Origin of the sequence: Thalassotalea litorea, from assembly GCF_005843925.1 — a bacterium.
Classification (GTDB): domain Bacteria; phylum Pseudomonadota; class Gammaproteobacteria; order Enterobacterales; family Alteromonadaceae; genus Thalassotalea_A; species Thalassotalea_A litorea_A.
This window is the reverse complement of sequence record NZ_VCBC01000002.1, coordinates 284,926-309,607: the sequence shown is the minus strand read 5'-3', so window position 1 is coordinate 309,607 and position 24,682 is coordinate 284,926. Positions and strand designations below refer to the sequence as shown.

Sequence of the window (24,682 nt, the reverse complement as noted above, 5' to 3'; positions counted from 1 at the left end):
TTGTGATTTGTTTTGGTGTACCTATGAATGTACTATAAAACTTGTCCGATAAAAAGCGAGTTTGACTTTGTTTGGAATATGGATGTGTTGATTTTATTGGGCTTAGTTGGGTTTTTGGTGTTTGTAAAATCTTGTTGGGCGTCAGGATGGCGTCCCCTACAGGAATCGAACCTGTATCTAAGACTTAGGAGGTCCTTGTTTTATCCATTAAACTAAGGGGACATGAAAGTTGAAAACAATAAAAACAATTGCCAGAATTTACGCTCCCCATTAAAGCAAGTTATTGATTAATTTTCCATTTGTTAACGATAAAAATATTGTTAAAGGTGATCACCGGCTAAATTCAGGCCATTGTTTTTGCAACCCAGACAGGCAAAAACTGATTCAATTTTCGAATATTTAGTGACGATGTAATCTGCCATCCTCTACATACGTTCGCATCAAAGTCAGCGGCAAATCATTGCCGTATCCAGGTATCTCGTGCTTTTGACGGTAGCGGCAATTGATTGCCACTTGACCAATTCAGGTCGGATTCAATGGAGAATACGCTGGCTCAATTGGTTTTATTGCCATGTTTTTTGCCCGTTAACTCGCTTTTAAAAACGAATGTGATAGTTATTTGAGCGAATTGGTTGTTTTGTAAGCTGGTGTGCTGTTATTTCTTCTCTAAGTGTTACTTTTGGCACGTTAATTGTATGTTTTTATTGTAATGCTGCGCATTGGTTTCATTGTAAAAATTTAAAGTGCAAAAAGAGCAGATGCGAGTCAGCGATAAATATCAACATAGATGAATTTCGACATAAATGAATTTCAAAAGAATAAACAAGGCAGGATGCCCCTAGATGGCTAGAATTGAACCGTCATTTATTACTTCAATTACCGGTGTTATACGGATCGGTGATTTGCTCGCGCGTATTTTACCAAGTCCGAAACTGGAGGCGGAAGACGATCCGCTAGATATTAAGTCAGGCGTTGCGCAAATGCTTGCCGATACCGGTGGTCGACTCAACAGTCTTAATCGTTCGCACATGCAAGGAAGTGAAAATGTGCTTACTGGTTTTTCGTCTTCAAACTCGGCATTACAAGCGAGCGCATTAGTAGGCCGTTACTTACTCACACAGCAAAATCTGGTAGAGCTAGATTTCGCTTGTGAAGTGCAAGGCCAAATTGAGTTACCTGCAAACGGTCGTCACGTAATGGTATATGTCCAAAATGACCGCCAAGATATCGTTAAAATTATTCCTTTAGGTGATTTGTCGAAAGGGAAAACCTTTTTTCGTTGGCAAGGCGATGACAGGTTTGGAAAACCCGTGGATCCGGGAGCATACCGTTTTATTGTCTCCGCCATTATTGAACGCGAATTAAAGTCCATAACCGTTCGCACCTTTCATAAAATCATTCGCGTTGTCACTGACCCGAACAATGATAAGTTACAGTTAATTCTCGAGAATAACAGTCAGGTTGACTATTCCGTGAACCTATTGCTAAAGGATGATTCACTGTAAGCGTTCACGGATTGTTTGTGACCATCGTTGCTAGCCAAATACCCAGCAGCGGTTCATGGCAATCCCCAAAACGCTGATCACCATCCTTCTACAGCCGAACATCTTTATCGCACTTCTATTATCATAAGATATTACTTTTGCTGTCTGTCTATTTAACCTATGATGGTCTTTTGGTAGTAAGTGAATCGATTGGCATTTGCATCTGCTGACGTGAACTTTTATTCTTGATTTGCAAGATAATAATAAATATAAAAATAGCAGAGGTACCTTATGCCCGGGGCGAAGCAGGAATTGTCGCAAGCCAACAGCCCAGAAACGTCAATTAGCACCCAGTCTCGTGTCGGAACGGAGAGTGAATCATTCGATTTATCTGCGCTGATGCTTGAATCGAATCAGTTAAACCAACTTTTCGATATTATGCCGGCTGGCGTGGTCATTATTGACGGTGATGGCAAAGTGGTAAAAGCCAATAAAGCTGCCCGTAAATTACTCGATTGTGAATTGATGTCAAAAAATTGGATCGATGTAATTAAAACGGTATTTCATCCCCGTGCCGATGATGGTCATGAAGTTTCTCTCAAAAACGGACGCCGGGTAAAGCTGGATATTTCCTCGTTTGATTCTCAGACAGGACAGCTCATTCAAATTACCGACCTTACCGAAACCCGGATTTTACAGGAAAAGATTAGTCAAATGCAGCGACTGTCGTCTTTGGGACGCATGGTATCGACATTGGCCCACCAAATTCGAACTCCTCTATCCTCTGCTATGCTCTACTGCGCGAATTTAAAAGCGAAGAATATGACGCCAGCGAAGCAGCAGTTATTTCAGGAAAAATTGCACGCCAGATTACAGGAACTGGAACAGCAGGTTAACGATATGCTGTTATATGCAAAAAGTGGCGGTAAACAGGTTGTTGAAGTGGTTGAAGTACAAACCATTATCGATGACGCCATTGCTGGTGTTGAAGCGCAGCTCGATGAAGCATCTGCAACCTGCAAAATACATTACGCTCCCTATCATGGTGAACCATTAAAGCTGCTTGCCAATAAGAGCGCATTGGAAGGTGCGATTCAAAACCTGATACAGAATGCGCTGGAAGTGATTGATGACCAGCCTCATATCGATATTCATATCGATGCAGAAGGGGACTGGATATTGGTTCGGGTGAAAGATAATGGCAATGGCATACCCGCTCAGGATCATGACAAAATTTTCGAGCCTTTCTATACCTCGAAAATGCAAGGTACCGGCTTGGGCCTGGCTGTAGTAAAATCTGTTGCCAAAGCGCACCATGGTGATGTTGAATTAAGTTCTGAAGCGCCTGGTGGCGCAGAGTTTTGTTTAAAACTCCCACAATTTAAAACAGAACATCAGGAAATAGAAAAATAATTAAGGGACTGACATGAAGCAAAGTCTGGTATTGGTGGTTGAAGATGATCCGGGCCTGAGAGAGGCGGTTGTCGACACCTTAATGTTATCAGATTACCACTGTGTGGAAGCCGACAGTGGCGAGTCTGCCCTGTTAATGCTGAAGCAACATGCGGTGGATATCGTTGTGACTGATGTGCAAATGGGAGGCATGTCTGGTTTAGATTTATTACGGAATATAAAACATCATTACCCCGAACTCCCGGTTTTGATCATGACAGCCTATGCCACCATTGACGACGCGGTACAGGCGATGAAAGATGGTGCCAGCAATTACATGGCCAAACCGTTTGCACCGGAAGTTCTGGTGAATATGATCAATCAGTACATTCCCGATTCTATTCAATTAACCGATCAACCCGTTGCCAAGGATACTAAAAGTGTCCATTTATTGTCACTGGCAAGAAAAGTCGCTTTATCTGATGCCTCCGTCATGGTGCTAGGGCCCAGCGGTTCGGGTAAAGAAGTGCTATCTCAATACATCCACAATCAATCGCCCAGAGCAGAGCATCCTTTTATTGCGATAAATTGTGCTGCAATTCCTGAAAATATGTTGGAAGCCACATTATTTGGGTATGAAAAGGGCGCTTTTACTGGCGCGATTAATGCTTGTCCGGGTAAATTTGAGCAAGCTCAAAAAGGAACAATTTTACTCGACGAAATCACCGAAATGGATTTGGCATTACAGGCCAAAATTCTTCGGGTGATCCAGGAAAGGCAAGTCGAACGACTTGGAGGGCGTAAAACCATTAGTCTTGATGTCAGGGTTATCGCCACTTCGAACCGAGATCTTAAACAGGCGGTAAATGAAGGCATTTTCCGCGAGGATTTGTATTATCGGCTAAACGTCTTTCCTTTAACCTGGCCACCGTTAAGTGAACGTCGAGATGATATTCTTCCCCTGACGGAATATTTGTTGCGCAAGTTTAGCCCACATCATCCGGTGGAAATTTCCGATTCGGCAAGACATAAGTTGCTCAGCTATGATTGGCCAGGTAACGTTAGGGAACTGGATAATATCGTGCAAAGGGCATTGATACTCAACCAGGATAATGTCATCAATGCTGACGATTTGATGATTGAAGAGATTTGTGTCAGCGATATGCAAGAAAGTATGGCGCCGATCAATGTGAACGTCACGACTCAATCGGCAGATCTTGAATCAGGTCTCAAGCAACAGGAGTTTCAGATAATTCTTGATGCCCTGGACGCGTGTAATGGGTCTCGTAAAGACGTCGCACTTCGACTCGGGGTTAGCGCACGAACATTGCGCTATAAGCTTGCAAAAATGCGTGAACATGGGATTGAATTTGAACGCTGATCTCATATTGTCTCCCTTAACTCGTTAATTTTTTGCCAATTTGACTATCTAGCAAGCAAGCAAGCAGGTTATAATTCGCGATTCATTAAGTTTTTGTATGATTTTCAGGTACTAGGATGAAATTTTCCTTCTCTTCTTTAATAAAAATAGCTCTGGCATTTGTCACATTGGGCTTAAGTGCTTGTTCAACAACGAACTCTGGTGACAATGAATACTCGGATCCGTTGGAGCCGGTAAACCGCGCAATCTGGACCTTTAACTGGGACTATGCGGATAAATATGTATTAAAACCCGCCTCACAAACCTATGTTACCTACGTACCAAGCCCTCTGAGAAAAGGGGTTTACAACATCGTATTGAATATCAATGAGCCGTTTAGTGCGGTCAATAGTTTGTTGCAATTGAAAGTAAATCGCGCCGCGCAAACGTCTGGTCGATTTGTACTCAACTCTACGGTCGGGTTACTCGGTTTTTTCGACGTTGCATCTTATGCTGGTTTGAATCGGCAGGAAGAAGAGTTTGGTGAAGTCCTTGGCTACTATGGTGTTCCGGATGGCCCTTACCTGATGCTGCCGCTTTTAGGACCTAGCTCTGTTCGTGATGAAACTGGCGATTTCGTCGATGGCTTGTATTGGCCGATGGCGATAATTGACTTTTGGCCGAATGTTGCAAGGTATATGATCATCGGCTTGGAAACTCGTGCGCAACTGGAAGAGCAGGAGGCTTTACTGGAAGATTCTGTTGATCCTTACGTGTTTGTGAAGCAGGTATACTTCCAGAATATCACCTTCCGTTTATATGACGGAAATCCACCCATTATTATCGATGAAGATGAAGAGGCGGAACTTGATGCAGATCTCGATGATTTGTTAGAAGAGTTTTAATCCTCTAAGTGCTCTCGAGTGCAAGATTGCCAACTAAAGCAATGCCTGAGAGCACCGTGGGTTATACGCTAATCTTCCTGCTGGCGTTTAAAATCGCGGATTGCTTTGTCAATGTATTGATTTGCAAAATAAAGCGAAAACGGTCTGAGTACAACAAAATAGCCCACCATGATAAACACCAGTGGCAAGATAAACAGCCATGAATCGACTTTGGCCAACATCATAAAAGGTGGGATCAAAATCGCCAGTTTAATCAGGTTTAACACGAATTTCTGAGTCGGCTTAATTTTACTGCCGGCAATGTCGATAATTTGCTGGCGTTGGTGCAGGTTAAATGCTTGTAAAGCCTCGATTTGATTACTGGAAAAATAGAATTTCATAGGGTTTGAACTAGACTTTGGGAAGTTTCAGGGTTGAAAAAGAAGGCTATTCTAGCAAATAAACCGATTGTTTACTAAATCTGCCAATAAAATCACCGTTTTCATCATTTATATTTTTAGTTAGGTAAACAAATCGATACCTTATTGATAAAGCTTTTGCTAAAATTGCCGACAATTTTTTATAGACAGGTTGATAAGAATGAACGTTATTGAAGGATCTTTTGCGGCACAGGGTAAAAAGTTCGCTATCGTAGTTTCACGCTTTAACAGTTTTATCGTTGAAAGCTTACTTGAAGGTGCAGTCGATGCATTGAAACGCCAGGGTCAGGTAAACGATGAAGACATTACCGTGGTTCGTGTACCAGGCGCTTATGAGTTGCCAGTTGCCGCAAAACGTTTAGCTAAAAAAAGTGATTTTGACGCAATTATTGCCATTGGCGCGGTAATTCGCGGTGGTACGCCTCACTTTGATTTCGTAGCCGGTGAATGTAACAAAGGACTTGCCCAGGTCGCGATGGAATTCGACACACCTGTTGCTTTCGGTGTAATCACCACTGACACCATTGAACAAGCCATTGAGCGTGCCGGCACCAAAGCGGGTAATAAAGGTGCTGAAGCAGCTTTAAGCGCGATCGAGATGGTCAATGTTCTTGAACAATTATAGGCGGTACCTTAAGTGAAACCATCCCCTCGTCGTAAAGCCAGAGAAATTGCCGTACAAGCGGTATATTCCTGGCAGTTGACCAATAACGATATCAGTGAAATTGAAGCAAACTTTCTTGCTGATAACGCTAAACGTCGTCTTGATATTGATTATTTTTCCGCATTGCTGCGCGGCGTCGCAACCAATGTATCGGAGCTTGATGAGGCGATCCGCCCTCATGTTGATCGTCCTCTGGAAGATATTGACCACGTTGAAAAAGCAATCTTGCGGGTCGCTGTCTATGAGCTGAGCCAAAATGATGTTCCATACAAGGTTGTGATCAACGAAGCCATTGAACTGGCGAAGTCTTTCGCAGCTGATGATAGCCACAAGTTCGTCAATGGTGTTTTAGATAAAGCGGTTAAAACCCTGAGAGCATAAGGCGACTCTTAATTTATGAAAGAGTTTGAAGTCATCAAGGAGTTCTTTACGGCTCAACCTGTGAATCGTAAAGACGTAGCGATGGGGATTGGCGACGATTGTGCGCTGATCCGAGCAAGCGATAGTAAATATATTGCAATCACCACCGACACCCTGGTCTGTGGTGTTCACTTCCCAACAGACACGCCAGCCCGGGCAATCGGTCATAAGGCCGTTGCCGTCAACTTAAGCGATCTTGCGGCAATGGGCGCAGAGCCTGCTTGGATTAGTGTCGCTGTTACATTGCCAACGGTTGATCGAGAATGGCTTGCGGAATTTACCGCGGGTATTTTTGAGTTAACTGAGTATTTTAATGTGCAATTAATCGGTGGTGATACCACGAGTGGCCCATTGAGTATCACCATCACCGCGCAAGGAACCGTTCCACAAGGAAAAGCACTTTGTCGAAATGGTGCTGGCAATGGCGATTGGGTTTATGTCACCGGAGAAATTGGTGAAGCGGGACTGGCACTGCAGGCACTTCGCGAGCAAGTGTCATTGTCACCACGAGAAATGCAGCACGCCATGGATGCGCTTAACTACCCTAAACCACAGGTGTTAGCAGGACAAGTTGTACGCGAATACGCGTCAGCTGCGATTGATATTTCTGATGGTTTACTGGCGGATCTAACCCATCTTTGTCAGGCATCGACTCTGGGCATTAGCCTCGATGTCAATGATCTTCCGATAGCACCAGTATTGTTAAACAAGCTTGGTGAAGAAGGGGCGGCGCGTCTTGCGCTTACTGCCGGCGATGACTATCAGCTAATATTTACCGTTCCGGATACAAACAAGGTTGCACTTGAGACAGAACTCAAGCAAGCCAATATCAAAAGTTCCTGTATCGGACAAATGAACAAATCCCAGGAAATCATTATATCCCGAGGGGAAACGCGATTGTCTTTCGCCGAATCTGGATTCGAGCACTTTAGTTGAATATGAAAAAAGATATCCCCGCCCATAAGTTATTTAAGCTGTCAGACCCAATCCACTTTCTTGCTGTGGGTTTTGGGTCTGGACTGATCCCTAAAGCACCGGGAACATTTGGTACCTTAGCGGCGGTGCCATTGTTTTTATTGGCATCTTATTTACCAATTTCGTTGTTTATCGTATTAACGGTAGTGATGACGATCGTAGGCATCTACATATGCGACAAAGCCGCAGCAGATGCCGGTGTTCACGACCACGGCGCCATTGTTTGGGACGAAATTGTCGGTTTTTTCATTTGTATGGTGGGAATTTCAGTGAGCTGGGAATCGGTGCTGACGGGTTTTTTACTGTTTCGTTTTTTCGATATTGTTAAACCTTGGCCTATCAAATGGATCGACGTCAGAGTAAGAGGTGGCTTTGGGATAATGCTCGATGATGTTGTTGCGGCGTTTATGACCCTGGCAATAATGCACGTAATTTTTTAAGTTTTCGCACGTAGGTTTTGGCGTTTAGCTCATAAATCTTCTTAGTTTTAATCGCCTTTGGCGTTTTATCGTTCGCGTGCTTTACGCCATTTTTCTTTGTGTTTCGGATTTTCTGTAACTCTCTAAAGCCCAGACAACTTTAGCTTCTCCTCACGTCGTCTCGGCCTCGGAGCCTAGACACCTAGACACCCCTTCATCCTACTGGGACTCGTGTACTCATTTAGATACGAATAAGTTGAAATAGATAGAATCAAAACCAGTGACAGAGACTCCGGTGTCAAGTGTGGGATGAGGCTAGCTACTAAAGAGAAAGTGAGAAATTTACAGGCGATAATTCTCTCTGCGTTCAACCGGTCGCAATAGACTGGTTATCGCGTTCCGCCGGTGTTTCTTATTCGACTGTATTTCTCGCTCTATTTTGGCCTCTGGCTTGGTTGCAAAGGTGATTGTTGGATCGCAAAGGTCTAAATTATGACCAATAATCAACGCGTAATGCGACCAGAACCATCTTCCTATACATACTCAACATAACAGCGGGTGCGCAACATATCGTATGATTGGCAAACTCAGAATACAAAAAAGGCAGCCGAAGCTGCCTTTTTTTATCGAGCGTTTACCTGGAAAAGATAATTAATCTTTATCGTCGGTAACTTTTAGCTCTTCTTCGAGTTTTTCGGTCATTGTTTTTGGTTCTTTGTCTTCTGCACCATGCATCCAGTCAACAAGTTTATCGCTAAGAAGCCATAACATGATACCGGCAATAAACGCCATAATTGCAACGCCAGAGAATGCTTGCAGCGGTCCTGTTTCACCAACCATTTGACCAACCCAGGCAGCAAGGTAGTTACCGACACCTGAGAAGAAAAACCACATACCCATTAACAAGGATGTGTATTTTAGTGGTGCAAGTTTAGTCACCATAGATAAGCCAATAGGAGATAAACACAATTCACCCATAGTATGGAATAAATATGCTAACACCAGCCATATTACATGTGCCTTAGCGGTATCAGAATCACCTATTTGTAAAGCAGCCATAACCATAGAGATAAAGCCAAGTCCCAGGAAGAACATACCCAGGCCAAACTTTTTCGGCGAATTTGGCTCAGCGGCACCCATTTTAAGCCAGGTAGCGGCAAAAATCGGAGCAAGGATTATCACAAATATAGGGTTCACGGTTTGTAACCATGATGCTGGCATTTCCCAACCAAAGAACACTAAATCCGTTTTATATTTGGCGAACAGGTTCATCGAACCGGCAGCTTGTTCAAAACCTAGCCAGAAAATGATGGTAAAGAAACTCATAATTAGAATGACTTTTACACGATCTCGCTCTTCTGGGGTTAGTGGCTCTTTAGATGCGGCAGCTGAACCTTTGCTTTGTTTGGCTGACGGCTCAACACCAACGTTTCCTAAATACTTGTTAGAAAGTGCAAGTTGCAATAAAACACCAAGCAACATACCTACACCAGCAGTAAGGAAACCGTATTGGTAGTTAATCTTCTCACCGATGGTACCGACAACGAGGTAACCTAGGATTGAACCTAAATTAATACCCATGTAGAAGATAGTGAAGGCAGCATCACGACGTTTGTCACCTTCTTCATACAGATCGCCAACCATAGTCGATATGTTTGGTTTGAAAAAACCATTACCGATGATTAGAAATACTAAACCAATCCAAAGGAAGGTAGTTTCCATACCTGGAATGAGCGCGTGCGGTGTACCCAATGCAAATTGGCCAAGCATCATGCTTAAGCCACCAACAATAATTGACTTACGCTGTCCCCATACATTGTCGGCCATCCAGCCACCAATGACTGGTGTTACGTAAACAAAAAATGCATAGATTCCAAGAATCCCAAGTGCTTTTGATTGAATGGCAGTATTGAAGAGTTTTTCTGCACCTTCGGCGGTGGGGTCGATACCAAAGTAAGCCATATCCCAGCCGAAATTACTGGCAAATGCTACTAGGTATAATACAAAGATACCACGCATGCCGTAGTAGCTCATTCGTTCCCACATCTCTGTACCGAACAGCAGGAACAAGCCTTTCGGATGACCTAATAAGGTATCCGTTTTTACGTTAGACATTTAAACTTCCTTAAATTGCTTTTAATACCAATTCCACTTTGTGTTTTCTCACTCAGTGAGAATTTAAAGGCTTTTAGGCAAGGCGTTGATTGCCGAGAATGGTCGCTCCATTGTCAAAATCAGTAACGCAGTATAAAAGCCTTTTAAACTCGCCCTTTGGGAGTTTATCAGAAGCCCATTTGCGGCCCTAGAATTCAGTAATATAGAATGACTATATCAATGAAAACTATGTTGCAAATGAACCTCTGTCCTAACTCTGAGCTGTGCAAAAACTTAATGGAATTGGTATGAGTTTATTTTTTTTGCCATTTGTTTATACCTATCGGTCTGAATAAATGCAAGGTGTTCCGATTTATGCGGACTTAGTTGCACATTTATTCACCGTAATTTTAGCCAATAGTATAGAGCCTGTTTGACGTAGAGGAAGAAAATTACGGGAATTAATTGTCGCGACGGACAAAATTTAATTTCATCGATTTGCACTAAGGGTTCGAAAGAGCCGCGTCACAATCCGTGTTTTTTACTGGACTGAGTGTGAGCGTTTTCATCCTCGTTGAGTTTCATTGTTTAGAGTGGCCCAATAAAAAAGCGGCGCAATTCTTTTCTAAATCCAAAATTGTCGAATATACTAAAACCAACTATGCAAAAAATTTGTTCAGAATTTAGGGTGAGACGGAGCTTGGCTGAAAACTAGACTCTGTCAGATCTTTGCCCATAATCGCAACCTGAACTGATAAGTTGGAACATTCGGTGTTAGGTTTCGAGCAATATTGAGCGATTACTATGCCTGAGTGGTTGACCTTGAGTTTTCAGGTCTTAACGTCATTTGTATTTGCATTTGCCGCAATTAAAGTACTCAATCCGCTAGCGCAGGACATTGGGCTCGTGGATCGTCCCAGTGCCCGCAAACTTCATCAGGGTAACATTCCTCTTATTGGTGGCCTTTCCGTATTTGTGGCGGTGTTGTTTGCTGCCATCATCTGGCTACCGAATACTCAAGAGCTGCGGCTGTACCTGATCGCCGCTGCCATGACCGTCTTTATTGGTGCTCTTGATGATAAGTACGATTTAAGTGTTCGAGTCCGGTTAGTTGGCCAAATGATTATCGCCAGCCTGATGATTTATGGGGTAGGTGCCTATTTTAGTGAGCTTGGCGACCTATTTAATCTGGGCAATATTGATATTGGTTGGTTGGGCATCCCCTTCACCTATTTTGTGATAATCGTTGCCATTAATGCGTTTAATATGATCGATGGTATTGATGGCCTGATAGGTGCCTTGAGTATTAATACGTTTACCGCGATTGCAATTTTGTTTTTATTATCTGATCAAAACAACTACCTGAGCGTTGCTCTGATTATGGCAACGGCTCTGCTGCCATATTTACTGTTCAACTTGAAAGTTGGCAAGCACATGCAGTCAAAAATCTTTATGGGTGACTCCGGAAGTATGTTTATTGGCCTAAGTGTGGTCTGGTTGCTCGCTTGCGGCACGCAGGGTGAGGAACAGGCTTTCAGTCCTGCCACAGCCCTTTGGCTGACAGCGATACCGTTAATGGATATGTTATCCATCGTCATTCGTCGTTTTCGTCAAGGTTTATCTCCTCTTAAGCCTGACCGTGATCATATTCATCATATTCTTATGCGTCTTGGCAACAGTCCAAGGAAAGCGTTATTGATGATAACCCTTGCTGCGGTGGCTATGTCAGCGGTTGGTATTGTTGGTGAGTTTTTCGGGGTGCCGCAAAGTGTCATGTTTGCCCTATTTATTGCCGTATTTGGCGTATATCACTGGGCATTAACGGATACTACCGTATTGAAACAATTTTTACGGGATTCAAAACAGAACGAACCGCAGTATCACGAAGAAATATAATCGTCACAATCTCATGCTCTTTATTATATGAACTAAAATAATAAGTTAACTCAATAATAAAACGAAAATTTCTAGTTGGTTAATGGAAGCAGACGACAGCTGTAGTTACACCTATCACTGTACTCATCATGATTTACGGCGGATTCAAACAATCTGGCCGGACGGGTTGTATTCAACCTTAGCCTGGCGGCATATACACGTCAAAACTTCCATTCTTGTCATCCTTTTGTCAATTTTCTGTGCGCTACCTGTCAACGTGCAGGCACAATCAACGACCCCTTTAGTTGCGGAACTAGACCTTAATGAAAACTATCGTCGTAATAGTTTTAGACCACCAATGGAAAGTCTAAGCAATCTGGATAAGGGGATGATTTTACCGTTCGGTTACTCGCTGTTCCATCAACGTGGAGAAATCGAATCGAATAACGCCATTCAGCCCCAATATTTATTGCGCAATGGGGATGTGATCAGTATCTGGATCTGGGGCGCCTTTGAATATCAGCAACAGCATAAAGTGGATTCCCGTGGACAGATATTCTTAGAACAGTTAGGGCCTGTTAACGTGGCTGGGGTTTCCGTGGTGGATTTAAGTGATTATCTACAGCGAAAATTGGTCAAGGTCTATCATCAGGGGGTCGAACTGTATGCCAATTTACATCAAGTTGCGCCAATTCCGTTGTTGGTCAGTGGTGCGGTAAATTCTCCGGGACAATATCTAGGTTCCAGTGGCGATGGGATTTTGTATTACCTGAGCAAAGCACAGGGCATAGATATTCGCCAGGGCAGCTATCGACGCATACAAGTGCGACGAGCAGGAAAAACCGTAGCAAATATCGATTTGTACCCATTTTTACAAAGCGGCAATTTACCGGATTTGCAGTTACAGGATTTTGATGTGATCTTCGTGCCTCAGTCAAAAGTGCGTGTTACGGCGATAATGCCCAGTAAAATTCCGTTGAGTTATGAATTGATTCAACAGCCCTACTTGGGGCAGGAGCTTTTGTCTTTGCTAACGGTCCCGAAATATATCTTTCAAGTGAAACTCATCACTGAAAATGCAAACGGAAAAGTGGAGCAAACCTATTCCATTGAAGAGTTTAAAGGGCTGACGCTCAACGATGGTGATAGAGTGTTTTTTACTGACGATGTGAATCAGGGGTCAATACATGGTCAAGAGCAGCGCAAATTAGGCGAAAGCTCAGCGCAAGGTGGTCAGCATGGCTCAGGTTAAATCCAGACAGGCATATCGGATTTGGCAGGATGTCGTCTTTGCCATTTTTATTCGTGAGATCCGCAGTAAATTTGACGATAAAGTCGGTATCAGCTGGGCGGTGATTCAACCGGTATCTTTTATTTTTATCCTATCTTTTATACGCGGTCGCATGGATGGCGGTCTTACCCATACCATGCCTACATTTATGTTTATGATGTATGGCATGCTCATGATTCAACTATTTTTGTCGACACTATCATCAACAGCCAATTCGATACATCGCAATAAAGCGCTCTTTTCATTTCGTCAGGTTCAGCCTTTAAGTGCGGTAATGGCAAATGCGCTGTTTGAAATTCTGGTAAAAGCCGCGGTTATTTTTGTTTTATGGATTGCGGTATATTTTATGGGCATAGAAATGCGCCTCGACGATCCTTTAACCGTGTTAATGATGCTCTTTAATGTGTGGATGATCGCCACAAGTCTTGGGCTGATTATGGCATTAGCCAAAGAATTTATTGTTGAAGTGGATAAAATTCGTAATTTAATCACTCGGCCGATGTTTTTTATTTCCGGAGTATTCTTTAGTCTCCAGGATATCTCCGAACAATACTGGCCATTTTTAAACTGGAACCCGTTACTGCACAGTATCGAGTTGTCCCGCCAAGCCGCGTACACCGGATATCAGGCACAAGGTGTGTCATTAACCTATGTAAACCTATCAACACTTATTCTAATGTTTTGCGCATTAATATTTTATCAGTTGAGTTGGCGGCAGGTGATTAGTCGATGATTGAATTACATAGCGTCAGTAAATACTATCCGTCGAAACTGGGTCGCCAGTATGTGTTTAATAACCTCAATTTTACCATCCCAGGAGGGCATAACATTGCGCTCCTCGGAAAAAATGGTGCCGGTAAATCGACATTGTTTCGGCTTTTGGCTGGCAGCGAATACCCGAACGAAGGACGGATCCGAACTTCATATAATATTTCCTGGCCAGTTGCATTGGCAACGGGAGTGCACCCGAAAATGACCGGCCGGGAAAATACTCGATTTATTGGTCGCGTCAATGGCGTAGATGATCTCGAGCGCTATGAAGAAATGGTCAAGCAATTTGCCGAGTTAAAACAAAAGTACGATTTACCGGTTCGTACGTATTCTTCAGGTATGCGTTCGCGATTAGCGTTTGCCTGTTGTATCGCTATCGATTTTGATATTTACCTGATAGACGAAGCCATATCAGTTGGGGATCCAAAGTTTCGAAGAAAAACCCAGCAAGCGTTATTACGAAAAAGTAAAACCTCTAATGTCATCATGGTGAGCCATGAGCTCGATGATGTTCGATTATTTTGTGATAGTGCAATTTTAATTGAGAAAGGTCAGCTAAGCTTTTATAACGACCTTGAGCAAGCCATTGATATTTATGAGGCTAATTAGACAATGAGCCAGACGGATATTGATAAACTCGAGCAAAGATTTAACGCCTTGGAAAACGACTGGACCCAGGAACAGTGGCAAGACGCTGACTATCTGCGCGAGGAAGCATTAAATCTGGAAGATAGCGATTTAGAGCTCGCCTATCGGTTAATGCAGCGTGCCCATAATATTCGTCCAGCAGGCCCGGTGATCAAGAATAAGTTACAGGAGTATCGACAACGCCTGATGGAAGAGGGCTCTCCTATCCTAATTTTATCCTCTACTGAAGATCCGATTCAAACATCGGAACAGGAAAAGCGGGTAACGACCGAAGCACCTAAGATTTCCGGGCATCAAAAAATATGGCATTGGCTTCGTCAACCTTTCGCTGCCTTTGTAATTTTACCTTGGATTGCTATTGCAATTTATTTTTTATTATGGGCGAGCCCAAGGTATGAAAGTCATGCTCAGGTAATCATTCGTAAGCCGAATACTCAGCTAGCTGGGGATGCGTCCTCACCGTTACTCGGTAATCGAGCAGCCAATTCCGCAGGAGACACTCAGCTGATCAGTGCCTTTATTTTGTCCCGGGATATGCTCAATCATCTGCAAAGTGAGTTATCGCTGTTTGAACATTACACATCGAATCAGCGGGACATGATTTCCCGCTTAAGTGGCACTGCCAGCAATGATCAGTTTCTCTCCTATTTTCAGCGTCATATTGTCGTTGACGTAGATGAGGCATCCTCAGTCGTCAGTATAAAAAGTCAGGCGTACAGTGGCGCTTATGCTCAACAATTAAATCAACAAATAATAGCCAAATCGGAAGACTATATAAACAGCATTGGCCAATCTCTGGCCCGCAAACGGTTGACCTTCATTGAAGCCGAACATCGGTTAATAGAGGACAGGTTGCGTAAAGCAAAAACCGATTTACTCAGATTTCAGCAGAAATATCGGTTGTTTGACCCTCAGCAAGAGGCTCAGGCTGTTCAACAGATTGCGTTTAAACTCGAAGAAGTGTTATCCGATAAAAAAACACAATTGTTGGCGTTGCGTGAGTATATGCAAGATTCATCGCCGAAAATTCGCTCGTTGCAACGAGAGATCAACGCGTTGGAAAAGCAATTGGTGAGCGAGAAACAGCGGTTAATTTCACAAAAGGGACAGCAGGATATTTCCTTTGGGGAAGTATTGGCACGATATTCTGCCTTCCAAATCAAAGTGGACTTGGCAATGCAGGCATATACGTCTTCTTTGGTTTCACTGGAACGTTCAAGGATTGAAGCATATCGTCAATTGCAATATATGGTGGTTGTGGAAAGCCCCACACTACCGGAAGATAATAGCTATCCGGATAAATTTTACAATTTATCTTTAGCTGCTGTTGTTCTTATCATGTTGTTTGGTATAGGAAAAATCTTAATCGCTACAATCAGGGAGCTGGAGTAAGGTTTTGCAGTAAGCGAATAACAGGATTTTTGCTAAGCTCATTATTATGGTGCGCCGATCGGGTATTACGGCCTAGTGACAAGGTTTGGTATAGCTGCTCGATGATTAATACCTTATATATTCATGCGGGATCCCATAAGACGGGATCGACTTCTATTCAGAGATTTCTACGAATCAATCAGGAAGCTCTGCGCGAAGATGGCATTGCGATGCCAGGCTTAAAAGGCATTTTGAAGCCCACGCCAGATCTTGTTGATTATGGTTTGTTTCCTCAGGCATTCCACGCACTATCAAGGGTTCGCCAGCCCATAGCCATTATTTCCCGAGAAAATTTTTCCTGGGTTGATGACATCAACCGATTGATGGAGCTGCGCGATGTGCTTTATCAACATGCCCATAAAGTGAAAGTGATTTTTTACCTGCGCCGTCAGGATAGTCTGGCAATTTCACAAAAACAAGAGGGCACCAAGTGGTTTGATTGTTCAGTGGCTTATGGCCACGAACCGACCGCATTACCGAGCCAGCTTTCCGATGTTGCCAGACGCTATTTAGACTTTGAACAAAAGGTTTCGATGTGGGCGAAAGTTTTTGCCAAGGACAATATTATTCTTCGAGTCTTTGAGCCTCAACATCTGGTGGAATGTGATGTCGTTAAGGACTTTTGCCATGTGCTGGGCTTGCAACCGGAATACTATCAATTTCCAGAGAAAGCGAACGAGTCCTTAGGGCGCATCAGCCAATTATTCTTGCATCAAAGTCAACCGGTGTTTGCCGATGGCAGTATTGCCCGGCATCGTCTGATACGTGCGGTGCGAGATTTTGATCGACGTCACAGTAGCGAAGATAAACTTTTGCCCAGTCGCGAACAGGCTTTGGAATTTTATCAGCAATTTAAAGCGGCCAATGCCCGGTTAAATCAAGATTATAAACTGACCAGTTCGGAACATATTTTCAATGATGACTTTTCACAATACCCTGATGTTGGCAACGGACGTATGTTGACGTTAGGAGAGATTAACGAAATTTACTCAGATCTGTTCGCCGATTTTAGTTTTATGGATAGTGATGAAGAAAGTCAGTGGAAGCGCAACCAAAGTGCACAGTTAAGGAATATTGCGCTTGGTTTGCCGATGGATTGCAGAGCACAGAAAATACAACTGCTGACCTTGGCGCTGCAGCTTAACCCTAACGGTCATTATATTCGCCAACAGCTCACTCAGCTTACCGCTCAAACCATGGTGGAACAATAATGTTTTCAAATTTATTCAGGCCGAAAAAAATTGTGCAATGCAAGGATATCGATCTGTTCGTGATATTTGGGGCGATGCGCTCTGGTTCAAATTTACTGCAGGAGAAGCTCAATTATTTTGACGATCTAATCTGTCTGGGCGAACTTTATAACCCATCCTTTGTTGGGGTTGACCGGCCTCATATCAACAAATTTTCCTATGCCGGTTATGGCAGAAACGACCCGGATTCTCGGAAAAAAAGACAACAGGACCCATTTTTATTAATCCAACAGGTACAAGAGCAAGCACACAAAGAAGGCAAGGTGCCAGGCTTTCGTTTATTTGATAGCCATAACAAAGATGTGCGCCGAGTACTGTTAAATAACCCCAGAGTCAGAAAAGTATTGTTGCAACGCAACCTGGTGGATTCGTTTATTTCACTTGAACTGGCCCGAGAGTCAGGGCAATGGGTGAAACGAGATGAAAAAGCGCCCAAAATCACCCAAGTGCATTTCGATATCAATGAATTTGAACAGTATGTGAATAAAACACAAAAATATTTCGGCGCCATCAAACAGCGACTCGACGATACCCATCAGGACTACAGAGTGATTGATTACAATGATGTACTCGATGACGCACAAGTGGAAGAAATCGCGCGTTTTGTAGGCTCAAATCAATCGATGCAAAAACAGCAGACAACGTTAAGGAAACAAAATAAAGGCAGTATTGAGGATAAGGTCATTAATTTTGATCAGGTAAAGGACTATTTACACGGCTTCAATAAATCTGCACTCGGGTAATGGGAGGGCTTATGCATCCTATGCTAAATCAGGTACTTCGTCCCTGGCGGATGTTAAAACATGGCAGTCAGCTCGCCTTTTATGGCGTTAAAGCAACGCTTTTCGGGCGTCAGTTAACGTTATCGCAAGATAACACCGGCGGTATCAAGGACAACGATTTACTGCTGTTTGCGACATTACGTAATGAAGCTCATCGAATGGAATATTTTCTCGAATATTACCGAAAAATGGGCATCAATCACTTTATTCTGGTGGATAATGGCTCGGACGATGGCTTTAGTTATTGGATTAAAGAACATCGCGACGTGTCGGTGTTTTACACATCAGAATCCTATAAAGCCTCTAATTTCGGCATGCACTGGCTCAATTACCTTTTGCGACGCTATGGCTCGAATCATTGGTGCATGACCTGTGATCCCGATGAGTTTTTGGTATTTCCCAAACAAGACGATTTAAATTTACGGCAACTATGTCAGTACCTTGAGCAAACTCATCGGCCTAGCTTTTATACCAATATGATCGATATGTACGGCAAAGGCACTTTGCGAGAATGCATATACAAGCCAGGTACCGATCCTCTGGACAGTCATCCATATTTTGATCGGAGTGGTTATTTCTATCATGAAAACAAAATCTACTCCTCGTTATGGGCTCAGGGAGGCGTACGCCTGAGAACCCTATTCAAAGATAACCCTGCACAGGCACCGGCATTAAACAAAACGCCGCTAATTAAGTGGCGGTGGTATTATGCTTATGTTTCCTCTATGCATATGGCGATTCCGCGCAAATTAAACAAAGGTTATCAGCAGGGCTTAACTGGCGCCTTACTACATTTTAAATTTATCGCCGATTTTGAAGAAAAAATTGTCGAAGAAATCGAGCGCAAAGAGCACTACGGAGATTCGATAGAGTATCAGAAGTACCAGGATTTTTTGCAAAACTCCATGCACTTTGAACCAAGCATGTCGGTGAAATACCAAGGGTGGAAACAACTTCAGCAACTTGGACTGTTAGTCAATGAGGAGCTGAACTAATGCGTCTTGCCTATGCCATTCTTGCCCATGAATCGTTCGAACATATTCAACCTCTGTTGCAATGCCTGACTGATAATAACGATATTATTGCCCTGCATTATGATTTGGCAACGGAGCACCGACACGATATAGAATTGATAAAACGTCATTTTCCCAATGTCATATTAGCGCCTCAAGTCGCGGTTGAATGGGGAGAATCGTCGATCGTAATGGCGACATTAAATTGCCTGCAGGCGTTAACTGACAGTGGCGAGAAAGTGGAATACATTACCTTGCTAAGTGGTAGTTGTTTTCCGGTCAAATCAAGTACCCATCTTGCAAAATACTTGGCGCAATCGCCGGGGTGTGAATACATTGAAGCGGTCAATGTTGAACATCATCGTTGGATCACTGAAGGGATCCAGCAAGAGCGGTGGCAATTACCTCATTGGTGCAATTGGCGTAGCCACCCAAAACTTTTCTCGTGGTCGATAAAATTGCTATCACTGCTCGGAGTGAAACGAAACTTTCCCCTCGATTTCCCAGTGCATATGGGATCTCAATGGTGGACTCTGAGTTGGTCAATGGTAAATAGAGTACTCAAACTTTGTGCGCAACAACCTCAGTTAGTCGCGTTTCTAAAATACACATGGATCCCTGACGAGTTTTTTTTTCAAACGTTAGTCGCGTATCTCATTGATGACAAAACTCAGTTAAAAGCCCCTTTGATGAATTACCAATTTAATTGTAAAGGCATTCCTAAAATATTCTCACTACGGGATATTCATCAGCTTCAAACATTGCCCGACAATAAATGTTTTACCCGCAAAATCCAGTCCCAGGATCGTAAGTTTGTATCCTTACTTAGAAGTGTATACTTAAATGAAGCTCAGCTTCCCATGGAGGTAAAAATCATCGACCAAGGGAAATTACCCGATAATTTGCGTTGGTATAAACGCAGCAGCCTGTTTAGTGACGATTTAAATCAACTGCCAGTTCCATGCTCAATTGTTATTTGGCATCCGGGCGGTGAGGGCGAGCTTGATACGCTTGCTGAATGTTTGGCTGCGCACCTTCCCGATAGCGGTGTTTATGGCAATCTTTTTGCTGAAGATATTATTGGCTACGGTCAGCGTAAACCCTTAGCTGGGTATCGACCCAGCGACACCTGTTTACGGGATTATGATCGATTGGAATTCATTCAGCAATTATGCCTTTTGCATCCGCAAGGCGTCGTTTTTTTCTATCGGTTTAGCGGTGAAGATGAGTTTCTAAAACTATTGAGCAGTGCTCGTCAGATACAAATGCTTGAAGTTTTTGATATGTCGATGTGTCAGGCCACTGATCTCAATTTACTGGCTCTGGAACAACAGAAATACGGCTGGAAAAACACCACGGTGGCGCAGTTTACCAATCAGGATATTTCGCGACTATGTGCGGCGGTTTCTCTGCATCAACAGCAAGCACCATTTTATCGAGCATTAGCAGGCCTCACCCCTCCAGAAAGCCAATCAGAAAGCCATCCAGCAAATGATTCTCTGCTGGATGGAAAAATCAATCAGTCTCCCTAATGGTGCTGACACCATGAGTCGCTTTATTTCTCGATTATTGAGTTGGCTGTATGCCCCGTTCGTGCTGATAGAACACGTTAAGGCCTTATGGGCGGCGTCTCGTTTCCAAAAACAATTGACGATTACCCAGGATAATCTGAATGGTATTGTTAACGACGATATTGTGCTGTTTGCCACTTTATATAACGAAGCGGCATTGCTTCCTCAGTTTTTGCGTCACTATCGTCAGCTAGGCGTTAACCACTTTATTTTCATTGATAATCATTCCACCGATGATAGCGTCGAGCTTGTCTCGAACGATAACGATGTGAGTATTTTTCATACCTCAGATAGTTACAAATCGGCCAATTTTGGAATGCATTGGGTCAATGCATTATTGCGTCGTTATGGCAGCGGTCGCTGGTGTGTGGTTTGTGATATCGATGAACACCTGATTTTTCATTCTCCCGACAAAGCGGCCCCGTATTCTGTGGACACGGATCCACCGTTAAAATCGCTATGCCAGCGGCTCGAAAAACGGCATCAACAGGCATTTTATACCTTGATGCTAGATATGTACCCTAAACAGCATTTGCACACTTCAGCGCAATTGTTCAAAGGCGAAGAAGCATCGTTAATTGAGTCTTGTCCGTATTTTGATCAATCCGGTTTTCAATACACATACAATAAAAAGTACCTGTCACAAATGATACGAGGTGGAGTCAGACAAAGACTTTTATACGAGCAACAAGCCGACAAAGGCCCCGCATTACAAAAAATTCCGTTGATTAAATGGCAGCCTTACTTTGCGTATTTATCGTCGATGCACACGGTCAGTCCGAGACGCCTGAATTCCTGCTTTGAAGAGCGTGAAACCGGCGCCTTGCTGCATTTTAAATTCTCCCCTGGATATATCAATAAAGTGATTCAGGAACAAACTCGCCGTCAGCACTATGATAACTCCAGTGAATATACCCGCTATCAACAATTGCTGAGTTGTGCTGTTTTCTATGCAAAGGATATTTCGGCGCGATATCAGTCAAGCGAGCAATTGAGTGCATTAGGCCTGATTAAAGCGTTACCGCGAATCGATAGCGACGCGCAAATTATTCCTCAACAACATCGACAAGACCAAGAGCAACGCCAAGGCCAAGATAAAAACCAAAAGCAAGTCCAAGACCAAGACCAAGACCAAGAGAAGGTTGCCGCCAAACTGCGAGACAATGGCAAAGCCAAGGCGATTAAAAATGGCTGAGCAGAAAAATGAAGCTTTAACTGAAACACCGACGGTGAGTGTGATTATGCCAGTCTTTAATGGTGGTCAATACCTACACGACGCTATCACTAGCATTCTCAACCAAACCTTTGAGGATTATGAATTACTGATTGTGAATGATGGTTCTACTGATAACAGTATGGATATTTTGAATGAATTTGCTGAACAAGACTCTCGTATTCGAATATTTTCCCGTAGCAATCATGGTTTGATAAAGACCCTAAATTTTGCCCTAAACCACGCTCGGGGCGAGTTAATTGCAAGAATGGATGCCGATGATATCAGTTCACCAACTCGGTTGGCAGAGCAGGTTCAATTCTTTGCTATGCACCGGGACATTGCCATCGTGGGAACAGGCTATGAATATATCGATAATACAGGAAACAAACTCGGTCGACGCCAAATACAAACCGAACATGAAAATATCGTTGCCAGCTTTTTTTTCGGTAACCCTATCGCGCACCCCTCGGTAATGCTGCATCGCGATCGCTTGCCAATGAACTGGCAATATGACTGCGACTATGAAGGGGCTGAAGATCTGGCCTTATGGTTAGTGTTAAGTCACGCGGTTAAATTCGCGAATTTGCCGGAACCACTCTTACAATATCGGATAAGCGGTCAGTCACAATCGGATACTAAGCAAGATATACAATGGGCTAATGCGTGTAAGGCGATTTATCTTAATACTCACCTGCATCAGCTAAAATCAGGGGCTCAGATTAGCCAGGAGCTATATAACCGCCGTGGCGGGTTCACTGCGTATCCGAGGTTCCTATGGCGCTGTGTACAACTAACGTATAGCAACGCCTTTACGGGAGATGTTCCGATTTGGCCGTTACTAAAAAGAACAATGGCGGCGCAGATCGCATTTTTCAAAACGCCGCTGCGCCAGACACCATTACATGAGGAATAGCACGTTGAATAGCTCGGCTAGGCGCCAACCTCAGCTTACTCTAGGTTTTTCGACGATGGCCGGTCGGATGGAAAGTCTGATTGATATGCTGGAAAAACTCGGAGAAGTGGCTGGCGTTGAAATTCTTGTAGTCATTCAGGGGGAAGATGAAAAGCTTCCCGCTTGTCTTGATTTTGTCACTACGGTTTTTGACTCACAGCTAGGCTTAAGCCATAGCCGCAACCTAGTTATCGAGAACAGTCATGGTCAATACATCTGGTTTCTTGATGATGATGTTGTGATTGAACAGGATAATCTGAATGATCTGTTGCAATTAATCGCATCAGAGTCGAACTCACAGGTTTTCAGAGCGCAAATCGGCTGTCTTGAAAATCGCGGCAATTATTATAAACCCTACGCCACCAACAAAGTTCTTAAGCGTTTGCAATTGCTGCAGGTGAGTTCTATTGAGCTGATTGTACAGCGCCAGTTTATCATCGACCATAATATCCGGTTCAACGAAAAGTTGGGGCTGGGCACACCATTACCGGCGACTGAGGAAGTTAACTTTTTACTGGATATTGAGAGCGTTGATGGCAGCATTATTAATCTCAATCAGATATTGATTTATCACACCTGTCATGAGCAGGGAAGACTGCTCGCTTGTGATGGAATTTTTAAGGCTCGCGGTGCAACAGCGTCGAGGTTTGGGGTGTTAGGGCCATTATTATTATTGCGTTGGGGGTGGCGATATTTTCTCAGATATCGACAATTAAGTTATGTGAAGAGTCTGATCCGCGGCTATTATCAAGGGTATCAGGCGCTTTTGTAGACACCATGTTTGATAAACGGTTGCTCTGATATTTAAAGGAAGGTAATTACAATGGTGCGCATATAGAGGCACACAGGAATGTGGTTTGAGCACAATATAGACGCGGCGATACCGGACGTTGCCTAGTGGGTATTATCTTTAGACAAAGATGCATATATACCTTAGACATATAGCAGATCGATATGGCTGAGCAAATAGACAAAGTTTCGATTATAATGTCGACGTTTAATTCACTGGCGTATGTTGGTGAAGCGATAGAGAGTGTTTTGGCGCAATCCTATCCTAATTGGGAATTGCTAATCACCGATGATGCGTCGACAGATAACACTTGGCAACTTTTAACTTTTTACGCCCAAAAACATGATAATATTCATGTTTTTTTAAATGAGAAAAACCTGGGCGCGGCATTGTCGCGCAACCGGGGGATGGATCAGGCAAAAGGTCGATATCTGGCGTTTCTTGACGCTGACGATAGCTGGCAAAAAGATAAATTAGCCGAGCAGGTCGCGTTTATGCAGCGCCATCAGATCCCCGTATCATGCACCAGTTACCAAGTGGTTGATGAACAGGGCAATAATCTCGGGTTAGTCGATCATTTACCAAGAGGGCAGATTGGCTATGATGATCTGCTGAAAAAACGCGTGACTTTTGGGTGCTCTACGGTGGTTGTAGACAAAAACAAAACGGGCTACTTTATGATGCCGGATTTGCGTACGGGGCAAGATTATGCAACCTGGTTAAGCATCATCAAACGAGTCGGGTATGCACACCATTACCCGCAGCCTTTAACGAACTACCGAATCACGCCAGGCTCAATTTCGCGTAATAAAATTCGCAAAGCTCAACGCCAATGGCAGATATATCGCGAGCAGGAAAAGCTTGGCGTGACACGCTCGATGATTTGCTTTATCAATTATGCCTACAGAGCAACATTTCGAAGCTAGTAATCGAGCCGGAAATTGAATTAACAAAATAACG

Annotated in this window: 23 protein-coding genes and 1 tRNA gene; 21 read left to right on the top strand and 3 right to left on the bottom strand. The window is 43.4% G+C overall.

Features of this window, described 5'->3' with window-relative positions; all coding sequences use genetic code 11:
* Positions 1–147 precede the first annotated feature (147 nt).
* A tRNA-Arg gene (locus FE810_RS01760) sits at positions 148–222 on the bottom strand.
* Positions 223–842: 620 nt separating this feature from the next.
* On the opposite strand from FE810_RS01760, the gene FE810_RS01755 reads away from it, so the two are divergent.
* The 4 genes from FE810_RS01755 (at position 843) to FE810_RS01740 (ending at position 5,141) form a co-directional block, all read left to right on the top strand.
* On the top strand, positions 843–1,505 hold the full coding sequence (locus tag FE810_RS01755) for a flagellar hook assembly protein FlgD (protein ID WP_138318302.1): 663 nt from the start codon (positions 843–845) through the stop codon (positions 1,503–1,505).
* 270 nt (positions 1,506–1,775) lie between these two features.
* A complete protein-coding gene (locus FE810_RS01750) occupies positions 1,776–2,897 on the top strand; it encodes a sensor histidine kinase (RefSeq protein ID WP_138318301.1) in 1,122 nt (373 codons plus the stop codon).
* A 13-nt stretch (positions 2,898–2,910) separates the two neighbouring features.
* Positions 2,911–4,257: a sigma-54-dependent transcriptional regulator gene (locus tag FE810_RS01745; RefSeq protein ID WP_138318300.1), complete on the top strand. Its 1,347-nt coding sequence runs from the start codon at positions 2,911–2,913 to the stop codon at positions 4,255–4,257.
* Between the two features lie 116 nt (positions 4,258–4,373).
* Positions 4,374–5,141 (top strand): MlaA family lipoprotein, encoded by a 768-nt coding sequence (locus FE810_RS01740; RefSeq protein WP_138318299.1) that lies wholly within the window; start codon positions 4,374–4,376, stop codon positions 5,139–5,141.
* Positions 5,142–5,209: 68 nt separating this feature from the next.
* On the opposite strand, the gene FE810_RS01735 is transcribed toward FE810_RS01740, so the two are convergent.
* Positions 5,210–5,521 carry a DUF6170 family protein gene (locus FE810_RS01735; protein ID WP_138318298.1) on the bottom strand — a complete coding sequence of 104 codons (312 nt, stop codon included), beginning with the start codon at positions 5,519–5,521 and terminating at the stop codon, positions 5,210–5,212.
* A 199-nt stretch (positions 5,522–5,720) separates the two neighbouring features.
* Here FE810_RS01735 and ribH point away from each other — a divergent pair, with 199 nt between their 5' ends.
* The 4 genes from ribH to FE810_RS01715 are packed head-to-tail and all read left to right on the top strand — an operon-like array spanning position 5,721 to position 8,059.
* Complete coding sequence (ribH, locus tag FE810_RS01730; RefSeq protein ID WP_138318297.1) at positions 5,721–6,185, top strand: 6,7-dimethyl-8-ribityllumazine synthase; 465 nt, start codon at positions 5,721–5,723, stop codon at positions 6,183–6,185.
* A 12-nt stretch (positions 6,186–6,197) separates the two neighbouring features.
* On the top strand, positions 6,198–6,605 hold the full coding sequence (gene nusB, locus FE810_RS01725) for a transcription antitermination factor NusB (RefSeq protein WP_138318296.1): 408 nt from the start codon (positions 6,198–6,200) through the stop codon (positions 6,603–6,605).
* A gap of 15 nt (positions 6,606–6,620) precedes the next feature.
* Positions 6,621–7,580: a thiamine-phosphate kinase gene (gene thiL / locus FE810_RS01720; protein ID WP_138318295.1), complete on the top strand. Its 960-nt coding sequence runs from the start codon at positions 6,621–6,623 to the stop codon at positions 7,578–7,580.
* A 2-nt stretch (positions 7,581–7,582) separates the two neighbouring features.
* Entirely contained in the window at positions 7,583–8,059 is a 477-nt protein-coding gene (locus tag FE810_RS01715) for a phosphatidylglycerophosphatase A family protein (protein WP_138318294.1), read from the top strand.
* 630 nt (positions 8,060–8,689) lie between these two features.
* Here the strand turns inward: FE810_RS01715 and FE810_RS01710 are convergent.
* Positions 8,690–10,153: a peptide MFS transporter gene (locus FE810_RS01710; RefSeq protein ID WP_138318293.1), complete on the bottom strand. Its 1,464-nt coding sequence runs from the start codon at positions 10,151–10,153 to the stop codon at positions 8,690–8,692.
* A gap of 783 nt (positions 10,154–10,936) precedes the next feature.
* On the opposite strand from FE810_RS01710, the gene wecA reads away from it, so the two are divergent.
* The 13 genes from wecA to FE810_RS01645 all read left to right on the top strand — a co-directional run bounded on the left by wecA (position 10,937) and on the right by FE810_RS01645 (position 24,648).
* Complete coding sequence (gene wecA, locus FE810_RS01705; RefSeq protein WP_138318292.1) at positions 10,937–12,028, top strand: UDP-N-acetylglucosamine--undecaprenyl-phosphate N-acetylglucosaminephosphotransferase; 1,092 nt, start codon at positions 10,937–10,939, stop codon at positions 12,026–12,028.
* A gap of 82 nt (positions 12,029–12,110) precedes the next feature.
* Positions 12,111–13,259: a polysaccharide biosynthesis/export family protein gene (locus FE810_RS01700; protein ID WP_138318291.1), complete on the top strand. Its 1,149-nt coding sequence runs from the start codon at positions 12,111–12,113 to the stop codon at positions 13,257–13,259.
* A complete protein-coding gene (locus FE810_RS01695) occupies positions 13,246–14,031 on the top strand; it encodes an ABC transporter permease (protein WP_138318290.1) in 786 nt (261 codons plus the stop codon). The genes FE810_RS01700 and FE810_RS01695 overlap by 14 nt, the downstream gene beginning before the upstream one ends.
* Complete coding sequence (locus FE810_RS01690) at positions 14,028–14,678, top strand: ABC transporter ATP-binding protein (protein WP_138318289.1); 651 nt, start codon at positions 14,028–14,030, stop codon at positions 14,676–14,678. The genes FE810_RS01695 and FE810_RS01690 overlap by 4 nt, the downstream gene beginning before the upstream one ends.
* 3 nt (positions 14,679–14,681) lie before the next feature.
* Positions 14,682–16,109, top strand: a complete 1,428-nt coding sequence (locus FE810_RS01685; RefSeq protein ID WP_138318288.1) for a KpsE/RkpR family capsule polysaccharide export protein — start codon at positions 14,682–14,684, stop codon at positions 16,107–16,109.
* 101 nt (positions 16,110–16,210) lie between these two features.
* A complete protein-coding gene (locus FE810_RS01680; protein ID WP_138318287.1) occupies positions 16,211–17,359 on the top strand; it encodes a hypothetical protein in 1,149 nt (382 codons plus the stop codon).
* The gene (locus tag FE810_RS01675; protein ID WP_138318286.1) at positions 17,359–18,141 is read left to right on the top strand and encodes a hypothetical protein; all 783 of its coding nucleotides are present in this window, start codon (positions 17,359–17,361) and stop codon (positions 18,139–18,141) included. Before FE810_RS01680 ends, FE810_RS01675 begins: the two co-directional genes overlap by 1 nt.
* A gap of 11 nt (positions 18,142–18,152) precedes the next feature.
* Positions 18,153–19,175, top strand: a complete 1,023-nt coding sequence (locus FE810_RS01670; RefSeq protein ID WP_171022199.1) for a glycosyltransferase family 2 protein — start codon at positions 18,153–18,155, stop codon at positions 19,173–19,175.
* Positions 19,175–20,725: a beta-1,6-N-acetylglucosaminyltransferase gene (locus FE810_RS01665; protein ID WP_138318284.1), complete on the top strand. Its 1,551-nt coding sequence runs from the start codon at positions 19,175–19,177 to the stop codon at positions 20,723–20,725. The genes FE810_RS01670 and FE810_RS01665 overlap by 1 nt, the downstream gene beginning before the upstream one ends.
* Positions 20,700–21,959: a glycosyltransferase family 2 protein gene (locus FE810_RS01660; RefSeq protein ID WP_171022197.1), complete on the top strand. Its 1,260-nt coding sequence runs from the start codon at positions 20,700–20,702 to the stop codon at positions 21,957–21,959. The genes FE810_RS01665 and FE810_RS01660 overlap by 26 nt, the downstream gene beginning before the upstream one ends.
* A complete protein-coding gene (locus FE810_RS01655; protein WP_171022195.1) occupies positions 21,952–22,893 on the top strand; it encodes a glycosyltransferase family 2 protein in 942 nt (313 codons plus the stop codon). The genes FE810_RS01660 and FE810_RS01655 overlap by 8 nt, the downstream gene beginning before the upstream one ends.
* Before the next feature lie 4 nt (positions 22,894–22,897).
* The gene (locus tag FE810_RS01650) at positions 22,898–23,704 is read left to right on the top strand and encodes a glycosyltransferase family 2 protein (protein WP_171022194.1); all 807 of its coding nucleotides are present in this window, start codon (positions 22,898–22,900) and stop codon (positions 23,702–23,704) included.
* Positions 23,705–23,886: 182 nt separating this feature from the next.
* A complete protein-coding gene (locus FE810_RS01645; protein ID WP_138318280.1) occupies positions 23,887–24,648 on the top strand; it encodes a glycosyltransferase family 2 protein in 762 nt (253 codons plus the stop codon).
* Positions 24,649–24,682 lie beyond the last annotated feature (34 nt).

Excerpts from the sequence above, each read along its gene's own strand:
- FE810_RS01680 (WP_138318287.1), top strand. The coding sequence starts at position 16,211 with ATGATTAATACCTTATATATTCATGCGGGATCCCATAAGACGGGATCG.
- FE810_RS01700 (WP_138318291.1), top strand. The coding sequence starts at position 12,111 with ATGGAAGCAGACGACAGCTGTAGTTACACCTATCACTGTACTCATCAT.
- FE810_RS01695 (WP_138318290.1), top strand. The coding sequence starts at position 13,246 with ATGGCTCAGGTTAAATCCAGACAGGCATATCGGATTTGGCAGGATGTC.
- FE810_RS01710 (WP_138318293.1), bottom strand. The coding sequence starts at position 10,153 with ATGTCTAACGTAAAAACGGATACCTTATTAGGTCATCCGAAAGGCTTG.
- FE810_RS01750 (WP_138318301.1), top strand. The coding sequence starts at position 1,776 with ATGCCCGGGGCGAAGCAGGAATTGTCGCAAGCCAACAGCCCAGAAACG.
- FE810_RS01645 (WP_138318280.1), top strand. The coding sequence starts at position 23,887 with ATGGCTGAGCAAATAGACAAAGTTTCGATTATAATGTCGACGTTTAAT.
- FE810_RS01675 (WP_138318286.1), top strand. The coding sequence starts at position 17,359 with ATGTTTTCAAATTTATTCAGGCCGAAAAAAATTGTGCAATGCAAGGAT.
- FE810_RS01745 (WP_138318300.1), top strand. The coding sequence starts at position 2,911 with ATGAAGCAAAGTCTGGTATTGGTGGTTGAAGATGATCCGGGCCTGAGA.
- thiL (WP_138318295.1), top strand. The coding sequence starts at position 6,621 with ATGAAAGAGTTTGAAGTCATCAAGGAGTTCTTTACGGCTCAACCTGTG.
- FE810_RS01740 (WP_138318299.1), top strand. The coding sequence starts at position 4,374 with ATGAAATTTTCCTTCTCTTCTTTAATAAAAATAGCTCTGGCATTTGTC.
- FE810_RS01690 (WP_138318289.1), top strand. The coding sequence starts at position 14,028 with ATGATTGAATTACATAGCGTCAGTAAATACTATCCGTCGAAACTGGGT.
- wecA (WP_138318292.1), top strand. The coding sequence starts at position 10,937 with ATGCCTGAGTGGTTGACCTTGAGTTTTCAGGTCTTAACGTCATTTGTA.
- FE810_RS01670 (WP_171022199.1), top strand. The coding sequence starts at position 18,153 with ATGCATCCTATGCTAAATCAGGTACTTCGTCCCTGGCGGATGTTAAAA.
- FE810_RS01660 (WP_171022197.1), top strand. The coding sequence starts at position 20,700 with ATGGAAAAATCAATCAGTCTCCCTAATGGTGCTGACACCATGAGTCGC.
- FE810_RS01665 (WP_138318284.1), top strand. The coding sequence starts at position 19,175 with ATGCGTCTTGCCTATGCCATTCTTGCCCATGAATCGTTCGAACATATT.
- FE810_RS01685 (WP_138318288.1), top strand. The coding sequence starts at position 14,682 with ATGAGCCAGACGGATATTGATAAACTCGAGCAAAGATTTAACGCCTTG.
- FE810_RS01715 (WP_138318294.1), top strand. The coding sequence starts at position 7,583 with ATGAAAAAAGATATCCCCGCCCATAAGTTATTTAAGCTGTCAGACCCA.
- FE810_RS01755 (WP_138318302.1), top strand. The coding sequence starts at position 843 with ATGGCTAGAATTGAACCGTCATTTATTACTTCAATTACCGGTGTTATA.
- ribH (WP_138318297.1), top strand. The coding sequence starts at position 5,721 with ATGAACGTTATTGAAGGATCTTTTGCGGCACAGGGTAAAAAGTTCGCT.
- FE810_RS01655 (WP_171022195.1), top strand. The coding sequence starts at position 21,952 with ATGGCTGAGCAGAAAAATGAAGCTTTAACTGAAACACCGACGGTGAGT.
- FE810_RS01735 (WP_138318298.1), bottom strand. The coding sequence starts at position 5,521 with ATGAAATTCTATTTTTCCAGTAATCAAATCGAGGCTTTACAAGCATTT.